Here is a 24188-nt window from a genome sequence, read left to right on the forward strand (position 1 = left end):
TACTTTTAAACGTTTTTAATAAGATACAATACAAAATTCAGAATCATAATGAGTTCCACTATTTCTTCAGATAAAAAGAAATCTCTACTACTCACCACGGCGATATATGCAGTCATTTTAGTATTACTGTTTTTTATACGCTTTTGGCCTCCATACAACCCGGAAAACAACGTCGCACTTGCTGAAGGTGGTGGCGGTGGCGGCGTAACTGTGAATTTTGGAGATAGCGATTTAGGCTCAGGAGCGAATTATAAAAGTGAAGTTTTAAACGTAAAAAACCAGGCAAAAGCAACTCCAGCAAAATCAACTCCAGACGAGGCAATCATAACTCAGGAAAACACAGCAGACGATGTTAATGATGTCGTTATTCCCGTAAAAGAAAAACCTAAAAAACCAGCTCCTGTTGAAAAACCGGTAACAAAACCAGTTCCTGAAAAACCTAAAGTTTCGAATTCTACAAACGATGCTTTATCGAGCATTATGAAAGGATCGAACAAAGGCGGAGACGGAGATGATAAAGTGGCAGGAAACAAAGGAAAAGCTAACGGAAGTTTAGGTTCTAATGGTTATTACGGCAGCGGAGGTTCTGGCGGCGGAACAGGTGGTGGAAACGGAACCGGAAATGGTATTGGTACCGGAAGCGGTTACGGAGCCGGAAGCGGCGGTGGTTCTGGCGGCGGATCAGGATATTCTCTTGGAAACCGAAAAGCATTATCGAAACCTGCACCTAAATATAGTTGCAACGAAGAAGGAAAAGTAGTTGTTGAAGTTACAGTAGATCAAAACGGAAAAACAATTAGTGCAACAGCAGGAATTAAAGGAACAACAAATACAGCGAGTTGTTTATTGGACCAAGCCAGAATTGCAGCGATGAATACAAAATGGGCTCCCGATGATAACGCTCCTGTGAAACAAACTGGGAAGATTATTTATAATTTTAGTTTGAATTAAAACACGGATTTCACAAATTTAAAATAACATAAAAAAGGCTTTCTGAAATATTTCAGAAAGCCTTTTTTATGTTATTTTCTAAAAAATTGTAGTTGTTTTAATCTTATTTTGGCTCCTTCTAAATCGTAATTATCTTTTGGTAATTGCTCAACTAATTCATAATCCCCAAATCTTAATTGCTTTACATTTGGCCCATTATCTATTAAATTAAACTCCCTACAAGATTTACATCTGACTATTAAAAAATCAGATTCTAAAATTGTATCCTCTCTTGCTAAAATAAAAGTTTCCAAGCCTGAATCACACTTAGTACAATTTTGAGATAATATTTCTAAAATTTTTTCTTCCCCTTTCAAGAAACTTGAAATTCTAAAAACATACGCAAGAAAACTTCCGTAAAGCCAACTATTCAATTCATTTTTAAATTCAACCTCAATTACTTTTGAAATTGCATAAAAGATATCACAGATAAATTCTCTTTCTTCTGTATCAAAATTGAAACGCTCAAAACTTCTTAAACCTTTATTCAACTCCTTTTTCAATATTTTAAGAGAAGAATTACTTTTTTCCAAAATAATTAAAGAGCTTAAACATGAATTAAATCTGGATTCCATGTATTCACATAAGTCAGAACCTGAAGGATTCAAACCTCTATTTTCCCACTCTGAATCAGCAAACTTTTCCTTATCTAATAAAAATTGGAGTCGATCTAATTTTGAATTACCCATTATATAATAACCTTACTTCGGACTTGTAGCAATTACGAACTTCAAATTGTTCTTCACTCCTATCTGCAATACATCAACCAAATCCTGTACCTGAAGGTTAAACGGGATACGAACGACAACGGTTTGATCTTTGTCTGTTCCAATTTTAGTCATTAAACTGGTTTCCAGATTTTCGAAATCAACGGGTTCTTTGTCGATGTAGAATTTTTTATCTTCTGTAACGGATAAGCTGATAAGCTGTTTGTTTGTTTTTTCATTTGATTTCGCTTTTGGCAAAGTCATTTTAATAACATTAGGGTTTGCAAGCGTTGAGATAATAAGAAAAAACAACAGCAAGAAAAACATAATATCACTTAAGGATGACGTTGCCACTTCGGCATGAAATCTTCTTTTTCTTTTAATAGACATACCTTATGCTCTTTGAATTATATTGACAAATTCTAAAATCTGTTTCTGAATTTTTAAAGCAAAATCATCAATTTTTCCGTTTAATAAGTGGTAGGCACTATAAGCGATAATACCCACAATTAATCCAGAACCTGAACTGATCATTTTTTCGTATAAACCTCCGGAAATGTTTCCGATACTAATATTTTCTGTAACTGAGATGCTGTAGAAAATCTTGATAACTCCAGAAATAGTTCCGATGAAACCAAGCGTTGGTGCGATACCGGCAATAAGTCCAAGGTGACCTAAACGGCGTTCCATTTCGCCAATTTCAATATCGGCAGCACGGTCCATGTTGGACTCAATTTCAGCAATTGGTCTTCCGATTACTAAAACTCCTTCTTTCAAAATATTTCCGGCAGCAGTATTGCTTCTTTCTACAATTGTTCTGGCCAATTCAATATTTCCTGCGTTTAGTTTATCACCAACGTCCTGCATTAATCGACTGTCAATTTTAGACGCTTTGCTGATATACAAATAGCGTTCAAAAATGATATATATAGTGTAAAATAATAGGATAGCGATTGGAATCAGGAAAAAACCTCCTTTTAAGATAAATCCTAAAACTGAGATTTCGGTATTTGGTGCAATTTTTTCGATTACTACATTAGATGCAGCGTTTGTGATAGTATCTGTTTGTTGTTGAATAAAACTAAACATATATTAATTCTGGTTTTTAATAATTAATTGTAAAAAATATTTGAAATTTGCAATAAAGATAATTTGCGCTGTAAATATAAAACTAAAAAAACCGGAAATTATTTCAATCTACAACTATTTTATCCAAAATAAATGAACTATCAAGAGACCACAAATTGGATGTTTAATCAACTCCCAATGTATCAACTTCAGGGCGCTTCGGCATACAAAGAAGATTTAACCAATATTAAGATACTGGCGGCTCATCTTGATAATCCACAGAATCTGCTAAAATGCATTCACGTTGCGGGAACCAATGGAAAAGGGTCGACTTCGCATATGCTGGCTTCGGTTTTGCAGGAAGCAGGATATAAAGTGGGTTTGTATACATCACCTCATTTAAAAGATTTTAGGGAAAGAATCAAAATCAACGGAGAGGATATTTCTGAAGATTTTGTTATTGAATTTGTAGCGAAACATAAAGGCTTTTTTGAAGCTAACGATATGAGTTTTTTCGAAATGTCGGTTGGTTTAGCTTTTGATTATTTTGCTTCAGAAAAAACAGATATTGCGATTATTGAAGTTGGTTTGGGAGGAAGACTGGATGCGACGAATATTATCACGCCTTTAGTTTCGGTCATTACCAACATCGATTTAGATCATATGCAGTTTTTAGGCAATACACTAACTGCGATTGCAGGCGAAAAAGCCGGAATTATAAAACCAAATATCCCTGTAGTAATTGGAGAATATACAGAGGAAACGGAGGCTGTCTTTTTAGCGAAAGCGAAAGAAAACAATGCGCCTATTTATTTTGCTGCTGATTTAATTTCGGGAGTTTTTCCTTCTGATTTGCTGGGCGATTATCAGTTTCATAATAAAAAAACGGTTCAGCAAGTTGTTGTTGTTTTAAACTCACAAACCGATTTTAAAGTTTCTATTGATAATCTGAAAAATGGTTTATTGCATACCGTAAAAAATACAGGATTGCAAGGCAGGTGGCAACAGCTTGGCGAAAATCCGAAAATCATTTGTGACACGGCGCACAACAAACACGGATTGGCAGTTGTGATGAATCAGATTCAGAAAGAAACTTTTGAAAATTTGCACATTGTTTTAGGAGTTGTAAATGATAAAGACCTGGATTCTATTTTGCCCCTCTTCCCTAAAAAAGCGCACTATTATTTCTGCAGACCCGATTCGTCTCGTGGTTTACCAACTGAAATCCTAAAAGCAGCTGCCGAAAAATATGATTTAACAGGCGAAAAATACGAGTCTGTTGCAATCGCTTTCGCGGAAGCAAAGAAAAATGCCTCTAAAAATGATTTTATTTATGTTGGCGGAAGCACTTTTGTAGTCGCAGAACTGCCGTTAAACAGCAAAAATTAACGTTTATCGAGTAAATGGCGTTTTCATAACCGCCTGTATATTAATGGTTTAAATTTGATTAGTTTTTTAATAACCAATACAAATTTAATCATGAAAACAAGAAGTACACTTCTGGGGTTCGTTCTATGGATGACCCTGGGGTGCGTCATTGGCAACGCACAAGAAAAAGAAGAAAAAGCAAAACCCGTAATTATTACCATGACCACTTTGCATCGCAGTATGGATGTTAAAGCAAAAGACTGGAAAGCAGCTGAACAGGAATACTTTGATAAAGTAACCAGCAAAAACGACCTCATCATTGGTTCAGAACTTATGACCCATTATTATACAGATGACAATACTGAAGTTATTCTGGTTAATGTCTACAAAAGCTGGGATGATGTTGAAAAAGCAAAAGCTATCAGCGATGATTTGACCAAAAAAGGCTGGCCTGATGAGAAAGCCAGAACTGCTTTTTTCGACAAATATGAAAAATTCTATACTCCCGTACACTCCGATGAAATCTACCAAAGCATTACCTCTATTGGTGAAATCCCTTATAAAGACCAAACTAAAAAACCAATGATTGTTTATCTTAGAAAATCTCAGATGAATATGGACGGTAAAGGAAAAAATGTGAAAGAGTTTAATGAAAAAATCACTTTCAAAGATCCCTTTATAAAAGCTTATTATCCTTTTAGACATTTGTGGGGCTCCAACAGTACTGATTTTATGGAGGCATTTTTCTATGATTCTTTGGCCGATTTAGAAAAATCCAGCGAAAAAATAGATGAACTGATCAAATCGACCTGGCCAAATGAAAAAGATGCCGATGCCTTTTTTGATGAATTGGAAAAATCTTTTACTGGAAAACACAGCGATTATATCTACAGGAACATTCCGTCACTATCAAAATAGAAATTTAACCTAAAAGTTCATGCCCATAACAAATTCTACCCCAATGAGATAGAAAATACATTAAAAAAACTTTAAATTTTTACTGTGTTTTCTTTGCAGAACTCGAAAACTAGCGTATATTTGCACTCGCAATCACGAAATGATAGCGACCTAGTAAAATAGGGCGATTAGCTCAGCTGGTTCAGAGCACCTCGTTTACACCGAGGGGGTCGGGGGTTCGAACCCCTCATCGCCCACCAAAAAACTCCTTAAGAAATTAAGGAGTTTTTTTTATGTCTTGTTTTTTTCACAACTAGAATTGAACCCGCCATTTCGCTAAACTGCTGTTAGGCGATCAGTTATTTTTCAATTATTTTCTCTGGAAGGTTAAATTTCTGATCTTTCAATATTGCAATAATTGCATTTGAAATTTCAAAAACTTTTCCGTTATAATTGTTATCTAATAGAATTATTGTGAATTTTTCCTCAATATCTGAAACTAAAATTGCTTCATAATTTCCAGCTCTTCTGTCGTGTAGATACTCAATTAACTTTCCATTTTTATATTTTGCTTGTCCCAATGCCGATTGAGTTTCTGGTAAATCAAACTGTTCTTCAAGTCTTGAAGAAAATGGTTTGTAGTATATTAGAGCAATCCCTTTAATACTTTTTTACCATTTTCATTATCCGGATTTAATTCAATAGATTTTTGATACATCTTAATAGCTTCTTCTGTTTTACCACATTGGAGTAACGCCTCTCCGTAACTATCATATATATTTGAACTCTTTGGAAAAATCAATGTCGCTGAAGCAAATGTTTGCAAAGAATTTTCATTTTTTTGAAGCCTGAGAAATTGATAACCTAAGCTGTTAAAATCTCTTTCTGATGCGTTATAACTCTTTGGATTTTTCAAATATTCTTCAATCAGCTGGTTTGCTTTTTCTTTACTTCCGTTTTCAAGTAAACTACCATACACTCTTGAAAGATTTTGCACAGGGTTTACATAAGGCTTATTATTTATTAATTGTGAAATTGCATTGGATAAGGTAAACATGGGAACTGCATTATTAGACAGAAGTATCACAGTTTGGTTTTTATCAATATTATGCATCAAAATAGAGGTCAGCCCGGTAATAGAGCCATCGTGAAAAACGATTTTTCCGTTACTCTCATCAGTATACATTTCCCAACCCAAACCATAGGCTATCTCTTTTTCTTCAAAACGATAAGAGGCAATTTTTCCATTATTGAGCTTTGCTGGTGTTAAGGCTTCTTCTAATTCTTTCTTATCCAAAAGCTGATATTTAAATAATGCATTTTGGTACTTCTCCAAATCTAAAGCTGTACTGACAATACCTCCATTTCCATAAAAATTGCCTTTCTCAGATATTAAAAAAGGATCTTTCAAATTTGTAATATTAACTAAGCTCGTCGAATAAAGGTTTGCATAAGAGTACAATTCTACCTGATTCGGTTTCTTAAGTCTTCTATTCTCCGGAAGAAATGAATCCATCATCTTGGCTGGTTTGAAAATATTCTTTTCCAAATACTCTCTAAAAGTAATTCCAGATATTTTTTCCACTATTAATGCTGCAAGACAGAAATTAAGGTTGTTATATTCCCATTTATCTCCGGGCGAAAATGACAGAGGTGTTTTATTCTGAATTAATGTCGGTATAATATCCCCATTAGAAATGATTTTTTCCGGTTGATCTTTTATTACATTATCAAATAGATGGTAGTATTCCGCCAATCCGGAAGTATTGCTTAGCAGATGTCTAATGGTAACATTTGAATAAGGAAAATCCTGAAGGTATTTTTGAACCGAATCATCCAATTTTAATTTCCCTTTTTGTTTAAGCTGAAGTATTGCTGTGGCTGTAAAAGTTTTTGAGACAGATGCAATTGGAAATTGAGATTTTTCATTGATTTTTTCTTTCTTTTCGATATTAGAAAATCCATAAAAATTAGAAAAAGTATTTTCTCCTGATTTCGAAACTATAACACTACCATTAAAGAGATTATTTTTATTAAGTGCTGTAAAGAAATCATTTATTTCCTGTCCCGAAACAGTACTCGCCAAAAGTGACGCTACAAAGACTAAAAAAAATTGCTTGTTCATTTTATTGATTGATTGATTGATTTTTTATAGGACGCAGCATTAATAATATTGTTACTACAATTCTTTTTTTATTTTTTAAACTAAGTAAGTAATGCAATAGATGTTATACAAGTTTCACATATCGATAGTTCTTCCAAATAAACGAATGATTCGGTTGGGCGTCAACAAAACGTAATAAAATACTATCTCATTCAAAGATTTTCCTTCTTCCTTCTATTCTCATTTTGAATGCTAATTCACAATTCAAGGAGCTTATAACTTCTAATACGCTATAATAATTTTTAATTATATTTGACATGGATATTGGTCTATTTATTACTAAAAAAGAAGCCAAATCATTAACCCCAAGTTTTAAAAATGAAAAACCTACTACCTCTTTTATTTCTATTTACGGTTATAAATATCTTCGGGCAAACGCCAAACCCACCAACGCCAGTAGAAACTAGCACTGTGATTAATACAATTCCGGCTATCAGTGATGTGCTCCATAATAAAGCCATAAGTCCGGTTAAAAAAGTTCCATTAGATGAAGCTTTAATCTTGATTTACGATTATGACGGTACCCTTTTCACCTTTGATTTAGAATCGGAAACAATTGCCTGGACAGTAAAAGCGACAGATGCTTATACTGAAATGTGTGCCAATAAAGTAACACTAATTGATGGCGTTCTGTACGTTCCCTTTATTAACGGCGAAATATTTGCGATTGATAACCAAACGGGTGCTATTTTTTGGAAATCAAGAATCGGTAGCAGTACCGATCAAACTGTACTAAAAGATCAGCTTCCTGTCGTAAATGATGGAAAACTTTTTATTACCAGTCAAAATGGAAACCTTTATGCTCTTAATATAAAAGATGGAAGCTTACTGTGGAAGTATAAATTAGATTCTCCAAATAATGATATTCCGGTTCTCTTTTTTGACAATAAAGTCTTTACACAAAGCGGAAACTTCTTATATAGTTTCGAAGCCAATACAGGAAAATTGATTTATCAAAAAGACTTTGGTGAAACTATGCACGGAAAACCTGTAACAGACGGTGAAAATGTATTTATAGCAAATGAAAAAAACACACTTTTTGCCTTAAGTCCGAATACACCAGATATTTTATGGCAATTTAAATTAGATGAAAATCAACATAATGTTAAGGAGCGCATACTTTGCAAGGACAAAAAAATATACCTTGCAGCACAAGGCCCGGAAGCTTCTTCAATATACGCTGTGGATTCAAAAACCGGAACCCAGTTATGGAAAACTGACTTTAAAGAGGACACTATCGAATACATCATTGAGGAAAGTGACAATATTTGGGGATATACCCGTAAAGCAAAACTTTTTCAATTAGATATAACAAATGGTGAAATAGCAGCAGAAACAAAATTAACAACCCAGCCTATTTCAAATTTTGAATTCCCGGTTGATGAGTCCTTGTTTTATTATTCAGATGCTGCTTTAATTCAATTTGACTTAAAAACAAAAGACGAAAACGAAGTTTATCTGCGAACTTCTATTAAGGACAATGCGTATAGTGCTTATCTAAAAATAATTCGACCATAAAAAAAGAAGCCGTTTCAGTACTGAAACGGCTTCTTTTTTTCAGTTATAAATACTCGTCTATCTTTATGCTTCTGTTTTGGTTGTTGGCATTTTGAATAGCCTTTAAAATAGTTTTAATTTGAATTTTATCCATCCTGTATTTATCAAAAAATACATATTCGATAGCCTTTGTGTTTTTAATATCTTCTAACGGATTTTTTGCCAAAAGAACTAAATCAGAATGGTATCCTATTTTTATTTTTCCGGTTTTCTTTTTCATCCAAGTACCCGGTGCAACAGTTGCTGCATAAAGTGCTTGTGAATTTGTCATTCCGGATTTAGATAAAGATTCTAGTTCAGCATGAAGTGAAAATCCGGGAACAACGGTCGCTACATTCGCATCTGTTCCGGCCATAATTGGCACTTTATTATCAACTAATGCTTTTGTCATAATATGAATTCCTTCGGCATAAGTCTTCCAAAAAGTTAAAGATAATTTTCTTGCTTCCGAGTTATCTTCTCCATCATATTCATAACCGCTTTTACCGGGAAGCCAACCTAATTTATAAAGCGGAGTTCCTTCAATTATTTTAGGGTTGACATATTTTAATTCTATTGCTGCCAATTTAGATTTTAAGTCAAATCGTTGATCCGCAAAACTTTCGCACAACCAAACTGTTGAAGTAACACTAATGTTATTCTCTTTCATTTTTTTTGCAATATCGACACAGTGTACTTTTAAAAACTGGAGATATTCTTCTGGATTTTTAGCTATCGATTTTCCAAAATCATCAATCGTTTTTATCGTTAATTCTTCAATATGCGCCACCTCAACTTGTCCGGAGTTGTAAAAAGTTTCTAAATTGACTAATGGTATGTGCCCGATAACCGGAATATGATATTTTTTCGCGGTTTGAATTGTCGTTTTAAACATTTCGCGGTTTACAAAGCCATACATTTTAATAGCATCATAGCCCTGTTCGCTTATTTCTTTTATTGCTTTTTCAGCATCATCTTTATTTGAGTAATTAATTGAATGCATTGTCCAGCTGTAATAGTAACCCGCCAGTCCGCTTTCGCTAAATATTGGCGGAGATGTGATAAACATTCGTGGTCCAATACCCTTTTTTTGTATTGCTTTTCTCCATTCTAAAATCAAAGGACTTCCGGCCATTTCTCTAACATACGTAACGCCATTTACTAAATATAAAAGCAAATCATTTTTACTTTCTTTTAAATGAACATGACTGTCAACAAGACCCGGAATAAGAAATTTATTTGTTCCGTTAATAATTTCAGTGTTGCTGTTCTGAAGCTGAATCTTGCCAATTTGAATTATCACACCATCTTTAAGCGTTACATCTTGATTTTTTATAAAACTGCTACAGTCTTCAGAAAGGATGTTGACATTTTTTATTTGAATTGTTTTGGAGGCTTTTATCATTGACGAGACATCTACAACCGTAGTAGATTTCCCCAAGACACTATTTAATTCGTTATCTGCCCAAATAAAGACACCAATAACAATAAGCAACACTACCACAAAAGCATAGAGCAATCTCTTAAACCACAGTTTTTTCATGAATTTTTTAATTTAGATTTAAGGACAAAAATAAATTCAAAAAGCCGCTGAGGCACTACTTTAAGAGGGTTTAGGTATGAAAGGTGTAGTTTTAGGTATGAAAATTATAAGGATGGAGAATGCTTTTTTATAATTTGTAAAAGAAACGATTCATTTATATAAAAAAGATTCTTCTCAAAACGATTCTGTAACATATAAATAAAAAAGCTACATATAAAAGAGAATATAAATTTGCATACAGTTTCTTAATAGCATTCAAATTTTAAAAAAGTAATTACTAAAACCCAAAATATGAATTTATCAGAATGGCTCGTTTTTATTTTAATCATGCTCATTATTCATGGTTTATCTACCTGGAAACTTTATTTAAAAGCGGGAAGAAAACCGATAGAATCATTTATACCGATTTATAATTTATTGATTTTGATGAAAATTATAAATCGCCCTCGTTGGTGGGTTATTTTACTTTTTATTCCCATAATTAATCTGATAATGATTCCTGTAATTTGGGTAGAAACGATCAGAAGTTTTGGAAAAAACTCCCGATTTGACACTGTAATGGTTTTACTAACATTCGGCTTTTACATTACTTATTTAAATTATAGCGGTGAAAAACTAACCTATATTGAGAACAGAGATCTGACTTCTCCCACAAAAGCAAGTGACACTATAAGCTCTCTCCTATTTGCTGTTATTGTCGCCACTTTAGTTCATACTTATATCATACAGCCTTTTACGATTCCGTCTTCATCTTTAGAAAAAACCTTATTAACGGGAGATTTTTTATTTGTGAGCAAAATTAACTTTGGGGCAAGAACTCCTATGACTACAGTTGCTTTGCCTATGGTTCATGATTCTATTCCTTTATTAGGAACAAAATCATATTTATTTAATGATGATGTTACAAAAAAAGAAACATCACTATTAAACAAGTTGCAACTACCCTATTTTAGATTTCCTTCTATAGAAAAAATTGAACGTAACGAAATTGTCGTATTTAATCAACCCGCAGACACGCTGCGCAATATGGATAATTTTCATCCGGACAGAAACTATTACAAACCAATTGATAAAAAAACAAATCTGGTAAAGAGATGTGTAGGTATACCGGGAGATTCTTTTGAAATTAGGGATGGAGATATCTATATTAACGGGGAATTAAGCAAAATGCCTGAAAGTGCAAAACCTCAATTTAACTTTTTTGTAAACACAAAAGGGCAAGCTATAAATCAAGAAATACTAGTGAATTTTTATGGTGCCAAAGAAGGCATGAAATATCCAAGTGGAGATTTTGCCTTAACAAGCAATGGAGAATATTTTTTGACCTTGACGGACAAAGAAGCAGCTGCTATAGCCAGAAACCCGATAGTAAAAAGCGTTAAAAAATATTTATCTCCTAAGGGAAAAGATGAAGGCGTTTTTCCGCATATTGCTTCTTTAGGATGGAATGTTGACAATTTTGGTCCAATATATATTCCTAAAAAAGGAGCTACTATTAAATTAGATATAAAAACACTTCCTTTTTATAAACGAATTATACAAGAATACGAAAAGAACTCTTTAGAAGTAAAGAACCAACAGATTATAATTAATGGAAAAGTAAGCACTAGCTATACCTTTAAACAGGATTATTATTGGATGATGGGAGACAATCGTCAAAACTCTTTAGACGCCCGTTTTTGGGGATATGTTCCTTTTGATCACGTAATAGGCAAACCTGTATTTATATGGTTTAGTTGGGACAAGGATGCTAAGGGGATTAAAAAAGTAAGATGGAATCGTATTTTCTCTGTCGTAAACGGAAATAGCGAACCTAAGTCTTATTTGATTCATTTTATAATATTACTGGTTTGCTACATAGTTGGTAAGAGAATAATCACTCGCAAAGCATAACTAAAAACAATTCTATGCCATATTCCTTTATTTCTGAAAAAAAGTGATTTGCAGAAAATTCTTAAACATAAAAAAACTCCTTGCTTAAGGAGTTTTTTTATGTTAATTTCTTTGAACATTTAAAATTAATAAGGTGTAATTCTGGTTTTAGGCAGAAGTTTTTGAAGTTTTTTTAATTCATCTTCCCTAAAATTATTGCCACGAATTGTAAAATCATAAAGCGTATTAGATAAATTACTCAAGGAATTTGGGAACTCTGCAATTTTATTATAACTCAAATCGATTGTAAGTATCGAAGTTAAATTTCCAAAACTCGCAGGAATAACAGTTATTTGATTCGATGCCGCATTAAAAAATTTCAAACTTGTTAATCCTCCAAAACTCTCCGGAATTTCTTTTATCTGCATTCCATCAACAGCCAGATATTCCAGTTTTTTTAAATCCCCAATTTTTACTGGCAGATTCTGAAGTGAGCCGGTTAATTGTAGATTTTTTAAATTTTTTAAATTACTAAAAGAAGCTGGAAGATTCGATGGTACTCCATTAATGATCAGCGTTTCTAAACTGGTCAGTGCACCAAAATCATCAGGTAAACTTGTCAAAAGGCTTCCGCCGGAAATTTGAAATTGCTTAAGATTCTTTAAACTTGTAAAGCTTTTGGGCAATGTTTTATACTTACCATACAAAGTCAAAGTTTCTAAATTTACCAATTTACCAAAATCACCTGGCAAGCTTGGATTAGCATTACTGCTAAAGAAAAAGCAAAACTTTAGACTTATTAACTTAGAAAATGAAGCAGGAACATTTTGAACTATATTCGGTCCTCTAAAAGTATTTAGCATTACTAAATTCCCAAAATTAGTAGGCAATTTGTCCAGGAAATTACCTTCTAAATCCAAAAACTGTAATTTTCTCAAATTACTAAAACTTTCCGGTAAGGTAGTTAGTCCCATTCCTGAAAGTTTTAGGTATGACAAGTTGGTTAAATTACCAAAACTTGCTGGTAATTCAGGTAACAATTTATTATCCTGATTGTTGTAAATCGTAAGAGAATCTAATTTTTTTAGATTTCCGATATTTTCTGGAAGTTTACTAATAGCATTACCAGAAAAATCGAGCACTTCTAAATCTAAATACTTATTGGCAATAACTTCCGGAAAAGTATAAAAGCCATCTCCATACAATGTCAATTTTTTTAAATGTGTAAGCGATTGTAAAGCTGGGTACTTGTCCATAGCACCAAAACGCCATGCATATCCGTCGCCTCCAAGATGAATTGATATTACATTGTTCTCGTTATCCTTTTTAACTCTGCTCCAATCACCTAAAAGTGCTAAATCTTCAAGTGCTTCTTCTTGTTGAAAAACTCCTGAATTGAATTCGAATGTTTTGCTGAAAGATTTGCTTCCGTATTTTGTAGTCCAGGTTAATTTATAGGGAGTGTTTTCTAGTCCAAAAAATTTAATATTTGGAGATTCTTCATCTGGAATTGAAGTTCCACCAAAATTTTGATTCCAAATATTTACATACTTCCCTTCTACTGTCCACTTTCCCTTAATTTGATTTTTAACCTGAAGATGTAATCTGGTTTTATAAAATGACGGACTTAAATTTTCAATTTCAATTTTTAATGTATTAAAACTGACGGCAATTGTATCTAATGCTGTACTCTTTGAATTTGTCACTTTCCAAATCAATTTATACTTTTCTCCCGGTAAACCATGAAAAACGGCTTTAGGATTGTCTTTGTTTTCGATAAAAACTTGTTCATCTATCAATCCTGATTCTATAATCCAGATCCCTTTTTCATCAGACTTTAATTCACTAGCATTCAGCTGAACTTTAAATTCTTCTATATTTAAAGCATCAGTTCCTGCATCGGTAACATATTTTATATCCTGAATATCATCATCTTTTTGACAAGAAGCAAAACACAATAAAAAAATCAAAGCCAATTGGTATATTTTAGACATATTGATTGTAGACCTTAAATCTTTCATAAGTTTTAAATAGTTTTTGAGTTTATTTGCGATAAACTTAAGCAAAAAATAATTTATAGGATTTTGTACGTTAATATATATTTTAACTTTTTAGCTAAACCCCTTCAAACCAATTATTAAAACTAAAAAACTCCATTATTTCTAATGGAGTTTACTATCCCGTTTTGTTTATTTCAAAACCGTATCATAAATCTCATTCAACAAATTTTGTCTCATTTTTGAATTTCGCTGGTTTAACAAAATTATAATACCCCATTTTTTAGTCCTGTCGTAACATAGAATAGAAGATTCTCCCATAGAATCGCCAGATTTTAAATAAATAGTATTTTTTTCATCTGTTGAAATATTTAAACCTAATCCCATTTCTCTTTTATCATCTTTATAGAAGATCTTTTCAGTTACTATGGCGGCTTTACCTATTTCTGTTTCTTTATTTAAAACCGCTTTTAAATAGGTAACCATATCAGCAGCATTAGATTTTACCAAACCAGCCGGAGCTGTAACATTCCAATTCATGAATTCCTGAACACCACCTTCTGGATTATGCCCTACTGTTCTGTTTTTTACATTAAAGTCCGTAGTTAATGTGTTTGTCATCTTTAAAGGTTTTACGATCTTACTTCTTATAATCTCGTCATAACTTTTGCCGTATAATTTTTCTATTATTTGTCCTAATAAAGTATAGCCAATCGTAGAATAACGATATTTACCGTAATCCTTTAATTCACTGCAACTATTAACCAGATCGGTCAATGTTTTTCGAGTTACATTACTTATGGGTTGTTGCGAATTTAGTTCAATTAATTTTCCAAAATCGATGTCAGGCAAACCAGATTGGTGTGATGCCAGGTCTGAAATTTTTATTCTATTTTTAAGTTTTTCCTGCAATACATATTCTTTTGGAAGGAAGCCGTCTATATAATCATCTGTTTTTATTTTCTTATCCAAAACTGCTTGTGCCATTAAATTTGAAGTTATAATTTTAGTGATGGATGCAATTTCGAATAGAGAATTTTTATCAATTTTAATTTGACTTTCTTTACTCAAATTGCCATATGCTGTAAAGTACTCTTTATCATTTTGGATAAAACCGACACTAATCCCTACATCAGGATTTTTTTGATAACTATCTTTTATTATGGAATCAATCTTTCTGGTAAAGTCTTGCCCAAAAGAAACTGTACTTGTTACTAATAAGGCTGCTAAAAATTTTAATGGAGTTTTCATTTGTATCGTGATTTAGGTTAATGATTTATTTCGATACAAAGATGTGGGAGAAATTATCGGTACGCGACCGAATAAAAATACTCGAACGCATTTGTTTTTATAAATAAGTACGAGTAGTTTAAAACACAAGTACGAGTAATCACAAAATATTGTCTTACAGGTTTTTGCGATAAGCTGTTGGCGTATAGCCAGTATGTTTTTTGAAAGCAGTATTAAAAGAAGATTTTGAATTAAAACCTACATCATATAAAATTTCTAAAATAGTCAGCTTACTTTTCGAATCATCTTTTAAAATATCCATTGCACACTCTACACGATACGTATTAACAAAATCATAAAAATGCTGTTCTAAGGTATGATTAATTAAAAGAGACAAGTCGCGAACAGGAATTTCAATAGCGGCAGAAATATCCTGAATGGTTAAAGAAGAACTAAGAAATGGTTTTTCTTCCATCATATAGTGCTGCAATTTCAACAACTCTTCATTATGATGCTCTTTTTCATTAGCGAATTGCACACTATTTTTTTCTTCGGAAATTATATCTTGTACAAGCTTTAATTTTGAATCAATAGTTCTAAAAAGACCTGGATTATTTAGCGCTTTATACAAATACCAAAAAATAATGAACAGTTCAAATAAGACCAATCCAATTTTTAATCCTGCTGAAATGTTAGGATATTCGGTAAATTTAAAGATGTTTTTTACTAGTGCAATAAAATAAAAAGCGGAAAGAGCCACGGTAAACTGAAACAACCAATTAAGAGATTCAATGCTTGCGCCTGCATAATTTTCAAGATATATTTTTCTCGCTTTTCTCAAGATCATAAAAGCGGCAACAATATAAAATAACATTTGAATATGCATCAAAACATGATTGAACTGCACCTCTGGCCTACTGCCTATTTTTGAAAGAAAACTGATTTTATATTCCTGGTCGACTGCGTAAAAGCGGGGCATCAGGATTAAATTTGCTATTAAAAAAGTAACGCCATGAATTAAATGCTTTGGTTTTAATTTAAAATCAGAATAGCAGACAGATAAGACATATAAATAAAAAGTGGGAAGTTGCAAGAAAAAAAAGGAACTTATAAAGATTCTCATATTTAATGAAATCGCCAATAAATCACCAAGATTTGCACTAATATCAATTGCAGTTAAAAGCAGAAAAAAAGCAAAAAGACGATTACTTAATTTATGTGCTGTTTTGACGGTGAGTAAAAACAAGGATAAAAATAATGCGATGAAAATTATTATTATAGAGATTGTAACCAATAAATTAATTTTATCCATTAAGCATTTTATTTTTTCAGTGTTGTTTTCAGGAAAGTCTTCCGGCGAATATAGGAAATATTTTTACTACAAATAAATTACGATTTCAGTTGCTAAGCCCTCTCTACTTTATCAGCTTGAATAATGCTTCAAGTGTCGAGTTCTTTTGGTTCACAATTATCAATTGACTTTTATCTTCTAAAAATATTTTCTCTGTAAACTCTTTGTCCGCTTTAAAGTGCCAATTTTTTAATTCCGCAAATTTGCTTTTTACCAGTTTTAGTTTTTCAGGATTGTTTTTTGAAATGATAATCACTTTAGTCAATGGTGTCTTCTGCATTTTTTCAATACTGCTTTCCGTGATTTGGTCCTCATATTCTGTTCTGGAACGATAACGAAACATTTGATTTATTGCGGTAAAATCTTTTTCATTTTCAGAGATCACATATCGATACGTCATTATATTATCAAGTTCATTGATCCAATTCGGAAAATTCGTTTCATAAATCTTAATGTAATTATCAATAAAATTTTTATCAATTGCTTTCTTCTGATCAATATACTCCTTAACTAAAGGGTAAATTTGCTTTGCGATCAGATTAATATATTTTTTGTTATACCAATCCTGTGTGTCAATTTTTCCGTCTAATTGCTCATAAACATAACCATTGCCAAGTGCAGTTGCCAAGGCTTCATTCATAATTTGATAGGCGTAATTACTACATTTTGATTTATTTTCTTTGAAATAGGTATCGATTTCTGTTTTTACTTCAAGCGATTCCTCATCATAAATTATGTGAAAAGTTTCATGCAGCATAACACTAAACAAAACTTTATACGATTTTAAATCGGTTTGTATCGCACTTATAAAATTATTGCAAAACGCCTGAGCCGTAAACCCTTTAGAATTAGGCAACGGGTAAAAAGCAATATTAAAAGGAATTGAATTATCCCAACTTGAATTATAAAACAATAGTCCCGTTTCAAAATAGTTCTCTATCTGATGTTCATTAGAATATTTTATGATTTCTTCAAGTTGTTTTTCAAACTTTTCCTTGTTCGGATTATAAATTAGTTCGTTGTAAATAGATGTACACTCAGAAATACATTGTGCTAAATCACTTAAAATTTTGTTCGGAATAATTCCATTCGAACGAAGTTTAAATTCCTTGATATTTTCTGTTTCAATCAGATTTTTTTTCAAAATATCCTCCGTTTGCATACCCTTTTTTGAGCCGTACGGAAATTCGTCAAAGCGATAACTATAGTCAAGAGTTAATTTATCAAATTTTGAAATTATAGTTTTATAGTAATCAGTATTGTATTTTGATTTTTGAAATTCAGTTTTGAAAACATTCTCAGGATAATTTTCAGAAAGATTTTGCAAAAAAATTAAAACAGCCAATTGTTCAGAATAGCGAATTTTGAAAGTTGTTTTTTGTCCAAAACTGAAAGTTGTCCAAAGTATTAAGCAAGCAAGCACTTTTATATTCATAATTTCATAATATTGATTTTAATTTTACTGCAATACATTCTTCTACAATTTAAGTTCATCTGCTTTGGAAATTAGTGAGATAAACAAAAATATAATGTGTTTTCATTTGACTATCAATCTCCGCCGCAGCCTCCGCAAGAACTTCCGCAAGAACTACTACACGAGCTTCCGCAAGAACTACCACAACTGGACCAACTACTGCTACCCGAATCCCCATTCCGGTTTAAATACCCTGTTAAAGGAAGAAAAGAACTCACTAATAATACTTCACCATAAAGAAAGTAATTCCAATGCCAGTCTTTTGCAGTATCTGAATTCATTTTTTCATTTGTAAAAACTAATGGCATTGTGGTACTAAAAAGATAAGTCACTATTTTTCTAAAATAAATCCTGGTTACTATTAAAAGTGCAAAAAGAGTAAATACTAAAAATGCTACAGGTTTATCTCTTGAAATTCCAGAAATAATTCTGCTAAAACCAATACTTAAAAGCAGGCCAAAGACTAGCAGCACAATTTTTATAATCTGCATAAATTGCTGTGAGTCTACAATGGTTTTTCTTATTCGACTAACTGCTTTTTCAAGCTGTTCATAAATCGGATTTCGCGCTACTATTCTAAACAATTGAGGATACGGCATCGGTTCGTATTCTTTCATGATTTCAATAACACAATTTTCATATTTATCATCAGTCAAACTTTCGTCGATCAGATTTAATCTGTTGTTACCTAAAACCTCAATTTTCTTATTGCTGATTAAATTATTTACAACGCCGTGGATGACAAATTCTAATTTATTATGCTGAAGAAATACTAGCTCAAAAGGACTAAGATTAACTAAAATGAAATTTGATTGTATATGCTGATAAAAGGATGCAAATGCTTTTTTTACAAAGCGCATTATCAACACGATTACGATCACAAATAATAAAATATAGCAGATCAAAAAATCCGGGTTTCCAATTTGTATTAAAACAGGTCTTATTAAATAATAGACTGGAAAAATAAGAACCGCAAATAGGCCAATAAATATTCTTTTTAGTCGATCAATTTCAATTGCGCTTTTTTCTAGATTTAGAGAATCGAGTTCATTACTATATTCCCAAATTACTTCTGGTTGTTTCCCGAAGTTTTGTTCATATAATTCTTTAGTTCTTTCTTTGGCTTTATGAAATTTCTCTGCATCAGATCGATTATGAGTCGACGGAATATGTTCAATTCTTTTAGACAACAGGGTACATAAATCGGTATAAGAAGAAGTAAATATCAAGTGTTGATGCCAGACAATATCAACAATTTCTGAAGGCGAAACCATATCATTTGAAATAGCCGCCAGATACATGAATTTTTTATATTCGAGAATAGCAGTTTCTGCAAAATGAATGGTCCACTTATTTTCAAGAGCTAGTCTGGTCAGAAATCCATACTTATCATTAGGATTGTTTAATTCAAATTTTAAAACTTCATTCCAAAGTATCGTGTTCATCAAGGCAATTTATTTTTCTTTTTCAGTTGATCCAATAGTTTAATTAAAGATGTTTCCAACTTATATTTATCGCTAATATAGAACTAATTTTATTACAAGAACAAATAAGTTTTTCAAGGGAATTTTAAAGGAAATCCCTTCAAATAAAGCTGAAAAATGCCCCCAAATTGTGTCTAACATTTTGGGGGCACTTCAAAACAATGGAGTTTTTTTCGACTTATATTTTATATTTAAAGTTTAACCGAAAAACTTTCATAAGTGAAATCCTCTGCTGAAGGCTTATTCATTTCAATCCACTGTATAATATCCTGTTTAAAGAAATCTAACGTTGTATTTTTAGGCGCATTCGTATAGATTTGAGAATATCCACCTATTATCCAATCTGGATTATATCCCGCAAATTTTTCGTATTTTTTTAGTATTGCCTCCGGAATTTTAAATGGCGCAATATTAACTGTTCCTACACTTTCAGCACCTTCAAAATAAATATTATAACTAATTCCTGGCTCCGCCGTAGGCCTATGTGTATTAAAATTGATACTGCTTCTAACTAACTTTTTGTCCGGAAATATAGCACTATGGGTTAGCTTATATTGATCACCAGTTTTTATTATGCTTTGACCTGTCAATTCTTTAATATCAATAGTTGAAGGAATATCTTTTTTATTACTTCTAATAGCGTAGCTGGTATTTTTTTCTTTAGCCGAATAAATAAAATCCCAATAACTAATTGGTAATTCTTCAGTACCGGTTATGTACCAAATCTTATCCCCTTCATTAATATCATTAAAAAATGTAACTAGCTCTCTCCTATCTACTTTAGAGTTATGAGTATAAAAAAACATATTCCAATAATCATTACTTTTAGCATTTACCTGAATTGTCTTTTTTTCTGCAGCGCTAAAATCACTTTTATTTAAAGTAATTAAATCGTCTCCGCTGTTACTAAGTGCAAGCGCTGTTAAGTCTAAGTATTTTACATATGGAATATTTGTGCCCCTTTCAAAAAGAACCATTTGCGCCCCATGTATTTTTTCTTTTGGATCATTGTTGTAATACAAATTAACATCTTTAAAACCATAACCTCCTTCAATTTTATCCCAAGCAAATTGATTCCAGAGAGCCCATCCACTGCGCCCAAGATATGGATTGCTTAACTGATAATCTGCTGAACTAGTGTTGGTTGGTCTGTTTCCAAAATCTTCTACTTTAAACTTTAAGATTTTAGTTCCTGTCTCCTGATAGTTGTCAAGCATTCTATTGGAATCTGTAAAACTTTGACCGACATTCACATTTCTGATATGATCGATGGATATGTTTTGTGTATTTACAACCGAAATGTATACAATATCAATTTTATCGCCATCATATTTCGCCTTGAGATCCCATTTAACAGAATCAACCAAACAGCCGTACTGAAGCAGCTTCCCTTCGGGAGTATAAGCTGCTAAATAAGACTGTATAGAACCATTATATTTATTAGGATCCAGATCTACTGAAAACAAAACTTTTGTCTTTGCATCCGGATTATCAGAAGAGTCAGTAGTTTCATCATTTTCACAGCTAACAAGAGCTAATAACAAAAATGCAACAAAAAATAGGTTGTGGCGAAGTTTAAACATAAGTGGTATTTTGGTTTAGGTTAACACATCAAATATAACAAAATTGTGAGATTTTAATTATAATTACAACTTTTTTCATAAATATTTTTCAAGAAAAATAGTAATTAACTACGAATATCTTTGTATTTAAAATTAATATCGAAAATGTTTTTCTGTTATTTAATACAAAAAACAGATCATAACATCATGTGGCTATCTATTTTAAAAAATAAAAAAACTCCATTTGCCGTGGCGAATAGAGTTTTTTTATTTTTTAAAATTATTCTTTTACATCGGTTCCCACAGCTCAATCTTATTACCGTCGGCATCCATAATATGAACAAATTTTCCGTAGTCATAAGCGGCAACTTCATCTAAAATAGTAACACCATTTTGCTTCAATTTTTCTAAAAGTCCTTCAAGATTCTGAACTCTATAGTTAATCATAAACTCTTTTTTGGAAGGTGAAAAATAGTCATCTCCTTTTTTGAAAGTACTCCATTGAAGCGCTTCAATATCATCGGGATTATTAATATTTCTGGATTCAAAAGTCGAACCCCAATCGTTTACATCAAGTCCTAAATTTTTCGCGTACCAATCTTTTGTGTCTTTCGGATTATCTGAAAAAAAGAAAATCCCTCCAATTCCTGTCACTTTTGGTGTTTTATCAGAACCTGAGTTGTCTGATTGTTTTTTTGAGTCTTCCATACTATTTGTATTTTGGGTTGTAGCTTTACAAATTTAACTAATACAATTGATATTACTAACACATAAAGTCTTTTCTAACAAATCATTAAAACAGAAAAACAATCCCATTCAAAATCTAGTTTGGCAACTCATTAAACATTGCTATCATTATTTTTAATCCATCAGGCGAATACATGAAATCCATCATTTCAGCTGTTTCTTTTCCTTCTTCAGCAAATCTGGCAAACATTTGTTCTTCATACTCAGCGATAGCCGATTTTAGATTTTTGAATGTTCCATTTGTCAAATTTTCACTCAATGCTAAAGCATCAAGCATAGCCGAATTTACTCCCTCACCATTTGGCGGTAATAAATGCGCAGCATCACCAAGTAAGGTTATATTATTTTGCGTTTCCCATTTTTGATCTAATGGCATTCCGTATAAGGGTCTTGGTAAAAACTCAATTTGTTCCGTTTCAAAAAGTTCTAGCCAACTACTATCCCAACCATTAAATTCTTTTTTAAACCATTCCAAAACCTCTTTTATGTTTTTTAAATCAATACCACTTTCCAGAGCCCAACTATCCGACGCCTTAAAACCAATATAAACATCAAGACTACCATCGCCTTTTTCACTTAAAAACAAAGTTTTCGAATCGTCCATTGCCAGAATTTTTCCACCTTTTACGAACTCATATAACTTTGGAGTATTCTTTTCAGCTTCTAAAATGTTACTTACTAAATAAATTACTCCTGAGTAAACAGGTTTTGTGGAAGTTACAAACGGACGAATTTTAGAATTTGCTCCATCGGCACCAATCACAAGATCTGCTGTCGCGGTTTGGCCATTTTTAAAAATAATTTCCCACTGATCGCCTTTGTATTCAAGGGAAACAATATAACTGTCCCAAACAACGGTGTCCGGTCGCAGCGAATCTAACAGGATATCTCTTAGCGGTCCGCGGTCAATTTCAGGCCTGAATGCCTCATCACCAAAAGCGCCTGTTGATTCTTTTTCATGATCATCAACGAAAAGGACTCCATTTTTGTCAACAATTCTATATCGATCATTGTCTGGTCTGTAATTTTCTTTAAAAGCACCCATTAAACCGGCGCTCTCAAGTGCTTTCAATCCCGACTCAAAATGAAGGTCAAGCGTTGCTCCTTGCAATCTTACATTTCTATTTTCATCTCTTTCGTATACTTTTACGTTTATACCTTTACGCTGCAAAAGACGCGCAAGTGTTAAACCTCCAGGGCCGCCGCCAATGATTGCTACCTTTTTATTTTGTAATAGATTTATTTTATTTTTCATTTCCATCTTTATCGAATTTTTATCACTGCAAAGGAACAACTGCTTATCAGTTTAAAATAGGTAAAAACAGAGTAAGTATTGGACTATTCGAAGTTTTTGTTCCGAAAGGCCAGTGGCGAAATTCCGGCTACTTTGGTAAAAAGACGTGAAAAATAAGGATAATCATCATAACCCAATTCACCTGCTATTTCTTTTACCGAATTATCAGAATGATATAAGAGGCGTTTTGCTTCTAAGATAATACGCTGTTGAATATGATGTGTTACTGAATAACCTGTAGTGTTCTTGATACACTCATTCAGATAAGGAGTCGAAATATTTAGGAGCTGGGCATATTCCGTAGGTTTTTTGACAGCGACAAAATTATGCTCCAATAATACTTTGAAGGATTTGGTGATCGTCTCAAATCTGGAAAATTTATCTGCTGAATGCGTTTCTTCTAAATAGTAGGAAGCTATTAAAGATACTAAAACATTACAACTGTCTTTTAATAAAGAATGATATAATTTTTCTTCTTTTCTTTCAGAAAATCTCAGGCATAGCGTAACAACTTCTGAAACCATAGAAAGTTTTTCGGGAGATAACAATAGCGGCTTTACGGGTGTAATTTCTTCTAATAATTTCAGATTCTCCTGACTCAAGCTTGCATTAGTAATAGCTAAACTACTGAAACTAACATTTTCAAAAGACACGACCCTATGAACCTGATTCGGGTGAATGTAAAAAATAGAAGGAGATTCAATTGTATATTTTTGAAAATCAATTTCAAAAGAAGTTGTACCTTTTAACTGCAATGAAAACAAATGATAGTCATCCCGATGTGAATGCTTTACATCTTCAAACTGATCAGTATCTTCTACCAACATTGTTGAAATAAAAATCCCCTCTCCGCTTTCGGATTTTGCAATTATCGGGATATTTTTTGGTTTCTTCGGCATTGCCT

20 protein-coding genes and 1 tRNA gene are annotated in these 24188 nt (G+C 32.5%); 6 read left to right on the top strand and 15 right to left on the bottom strand.

What is annotated here, in order from left to right; all coding sequences use genetic code 11:
* The first annotated feature begins 48 nt into the window (after nt 1-48).
* The gene (locus tag IRZ99_RS11070) at nt 49-951 is read left to right on the top strand and encodes an energy transducer TonB (protein ID WP_194657317.1); all 903 of its coding nucleotides are present in this window, start codon (nt 49-51) and stop codon (nt 949-951) included.
* 71 nt (nt 952-1022) lie between these two features.
* On the opposite strand, the gene IRZ99_RS11075 is transcribed toward IRZ99_RS11070, so the two are convergent.
* From IRZ99_RS11075 to IRZ99_RS11085, 3 genes are read right to left on the bottom strand one after another with little or no spacing between them, the layout of a single operon-like run.
* The gene (locus tag IRZ99_RS11075) at nt 1023-1679 is read right to left on the bottom strand and encodes a DUF4844 domain-containing protein (RefSeq protein ID WP_194657318.1); all 657 of its coding nucleotides are present in this window, start codon (nt 1677-1679) and stop codon (nt 1023-1025) included.
* A gap of 12 nt (nt 1680-1691) precedes the next feature.
* Entirely contained in the window at nt 1692-2087 is a 396-nt protein-coding gene (locus IRZ99_RS11080) for a biopolymer transporter ExbD (protein ID WP_072974900.1), read from the bottom strand.
* Nucleotides 2088-2090: 3 nt separating this feature from the next.
* A complete protein-coding gene (locus IRZ99_RS11085) occupies nt 2091-2786 on the bottom strand; it encodes a MotA/TolQ/ExbB proton channel family protein (protein ID WP_194657319.1) in 696 nt (231 codons plus the stop codon).
* Nucleotides 2787-2918: 132 nt separating this feature from the next.
* Between IRZ99_RS11085 and IRZ99_RS11090 the strand changes: the two genes are divergently transcribed.
* The 3 genes from IRZ99_RS11090 (at nt 2919) to IRZ99_RS11100 (ending at nt 5290) form a co-directional block, all read left to right on the top strand.
* The gene (locus tag IRZ99_RS11090; RefSeq protein ID WP_194657320.1) at nt 2919-4154 is read left to right on the top strand and encodes a folylpolyglutamate synthase/dihydrofolate synthase family protein; all 1236 of its coding nucleotides are present in this window, start codon (nt 2919-2921) and stop codon (nt 4152-4154) included.
* Between the two features lie 90 nt (nt 4155-4244).
* Nucleotides 4245-5051, top strand: a complete 807-nt coding sequence (locus tag IRZ99_RS11095; protein WP_194657321.1) for a hypothetical protein — start codon at nt 4245-4247, stop codon at nt 5049-5051.
* Between the two features lie 161 nt (nt 5052-5212).
* Nucleotides 5213-5290, top strand: a tRNA-Val gene (locus IRZ99_RS11100).
* A gap of 99 nt (nt 5291-5389) precedes the next feature.
* On the opposite strand, the gene IRZ99_RS11105 is transcribed toward IRZ99_RS11100, so the two are convergent.
* Both IRZ99_RS11105 and IRZ99_RS11110 read right to left on the bottom strand, forming a co-directional pair.
* On the bottom strand, nt 5390-5611 hold the full coding sequence (locus tag IRZ99_RS11105) for a hypothetical protein (RefSeq protein WP_194657322.1): 222 nt from the start codon (nt 5609-5611) through the stop codon (nt 5390-5392).
* A gap of 65 nt (nt 5612-5676) precedes the next feature.
* Entirely contained in the window at nt 5677-7155 is a 1479-nt protein-coding gene (locus IRZ99_RS11110) for a serine hydrolase (RefSeq protein ID WP_194657323.1), read from the bottom strand.
* A 357-nt stretch (nt 7156-7512) separates the two neighbouring features.
* Here IRZ99_RS11110 and IRZ99_RS11115 point away from each other — a divergent pair, with 357 nt between their 5' ends.
* Nucleotides 7513-8712, top strand: a complete 1200-nt coding sequence (locus tag IRZ99_RS11115; RefSeq protein WP_194657324.1) for a PQQ-binding-like beta-propeller repeat protein — start codon at nt 7513-7515, stop codon at nt 8710-8712.
* A gap of 43 nt (nt 8713-8755) precedes the next feature.
* Here IRZ99_RS11115 and IRZ99_RS11120 read toward each other — a convergent pair whose 3' ends face one another.
* Nucleotides 8756-10273 (bottom strand): amidohydrolase family protein, encoded by a 1518-nt coding sequence (locus IRZ99_RS11120; protein ID WP_194657325.1) that lies wholly within the window; start codon nt 10271-10273, stop codon nt 8756-8758.
* Between the two features lie 291 nt (nt 10274-10564).
* Between IRZ99_RS11120 and lepB the strand changes: the two genes are divergently transcribed.
* Nucleotides 10565-12166: a signal peptidase I gene (gene lepB, locus IRZ99_RS11125; RefSeq protein ID WP_194657326.1), complete on the top strand. Its 1602-nt coding sequence runs from the start codon at nt 10565-10567 to the stop codon at nt 12164-12166.
* Between the two features lie 125 nt (nt 12167-12291).
* On the opposite strand, the gene IRZ99_RS11130 is transcribed toward lepB, so the two are convergent.
* From IRZ99_RS11130 to IRZ99_RS11170, 9 genes are all read right to left on the bottom strand, one after another.
* The gene (locus IRZ99_RS11130) at nt 12292-14166 is read right to left on the bottom strand and encodes a GTP-binding protein (protein WP_194657327.1); all 1875 of its coding nucleotides are present in this window, start codon (nt 14164-14166) and stop codon (nt 12292-12294) included.
* 168 nt (nt 14167-14334) lie between these two features.
* Complete coding sequence (locus tag IRZ99_RS11135; RefSeq protein ID WP_194657328.1) at nt 14335-15393, bottom strand: serine hydrolase; 1059 nt, start codon at nt 15391-15393, stop codon at nt 14335-14337.
* Nucleotides 15394-15547: 154 nt separating this feature from the next.
* Complete coding sequence (locus IRZ99_RS11140; protein WP_194657329.1) at nt 15548-16684, bottom strand: AraC family transcriptional regulator; 1137 nt, start codon at nt 16682-16684, stop codon at nt 15548-15550.
* Nucleotides 16685-16787: 103 nt separating this feature from the next.
* Nucleotides 16788-18158 (bottom strand): hypothetical protein, encoded by a 1371-nt coding sequence (locus tag IRZ99_RS11145; RefSeq protein WP_194657330.1) that lies wholly within the window; start codon nt 18156-18158, stop codon nt 16788-16790.
* Between the two features lie 113 nt (nt 18159-18271).
* Nucleotides 18272-19642, bottom strand: a complete 1371-nt coding sequence (locus IRZ99_RS11150; protein ID WP_194657331.1) for a hypothetical protein — start codon at nt 19640-19642, stop codon at nt 18272-18274.
* Between the two features lie 230 nt (nt 19643-19872).
* On the bottom strand, nt 19873-21264 hold the full coding sequence (locus IRZ99_RS11155) for a hypothetical protein (protein WP_194657332.1): 1392 nt from the start codon (nt 21262-21264) through the stop codon (nt 19873-19875).
* Nucleotides 21265-21531: 267 nt separating this feature from the next.
* Nucleotides 21532-21951 carry a VOC family protein gene (locus IRZ99_RS11160; protein WP_194657333.1) on the bottom strand — a complete coding sequence of 140 codons (420 nt, stop codon included), beginning with the start codon at nt 21949-21951 and terminating at the stop codon, nt 21532-21534.
* A 115-nt stretch (nt 21952-22066) separates the two neighbouring features.
* Nucleotides 22067-23245, bottom strand: a complete 1179-nt coding sequence (locus tag IRZ99_RS11165; RefSeq protein ID WP_194657334.1) for an NAD(P)/FAD-dependent oxidoreductase — start codon at nt 23243-23245, stop codon at nt 22067-22069.
* Nucleotides 23246-23328: 83 nt separating this feature from the next.
* Nucleotides 23329-24183 (bottom strand): helix-turn-helix transcriptional regulator, encoded by an 855-nt coding sequence (locus IRZ99_RS11170; RefSeq protein WP_194657335.1) that lies wholly within the window; start codon nt 24181-24183, stop codon nt 23329-23331.
* Nucleotides 24184-24188: the final 5 nt, after the last annotated feature.

It is taken from the genome of Flavobacterium sp. LC2016-12 (genome assembly GCF_015351595.1).
Taxonomy (GTDB): Bacteria; Bacteroidota; Bacteroidia; order Flavobacteriales; family Flavobacteriaceae; genus Flavobacterium.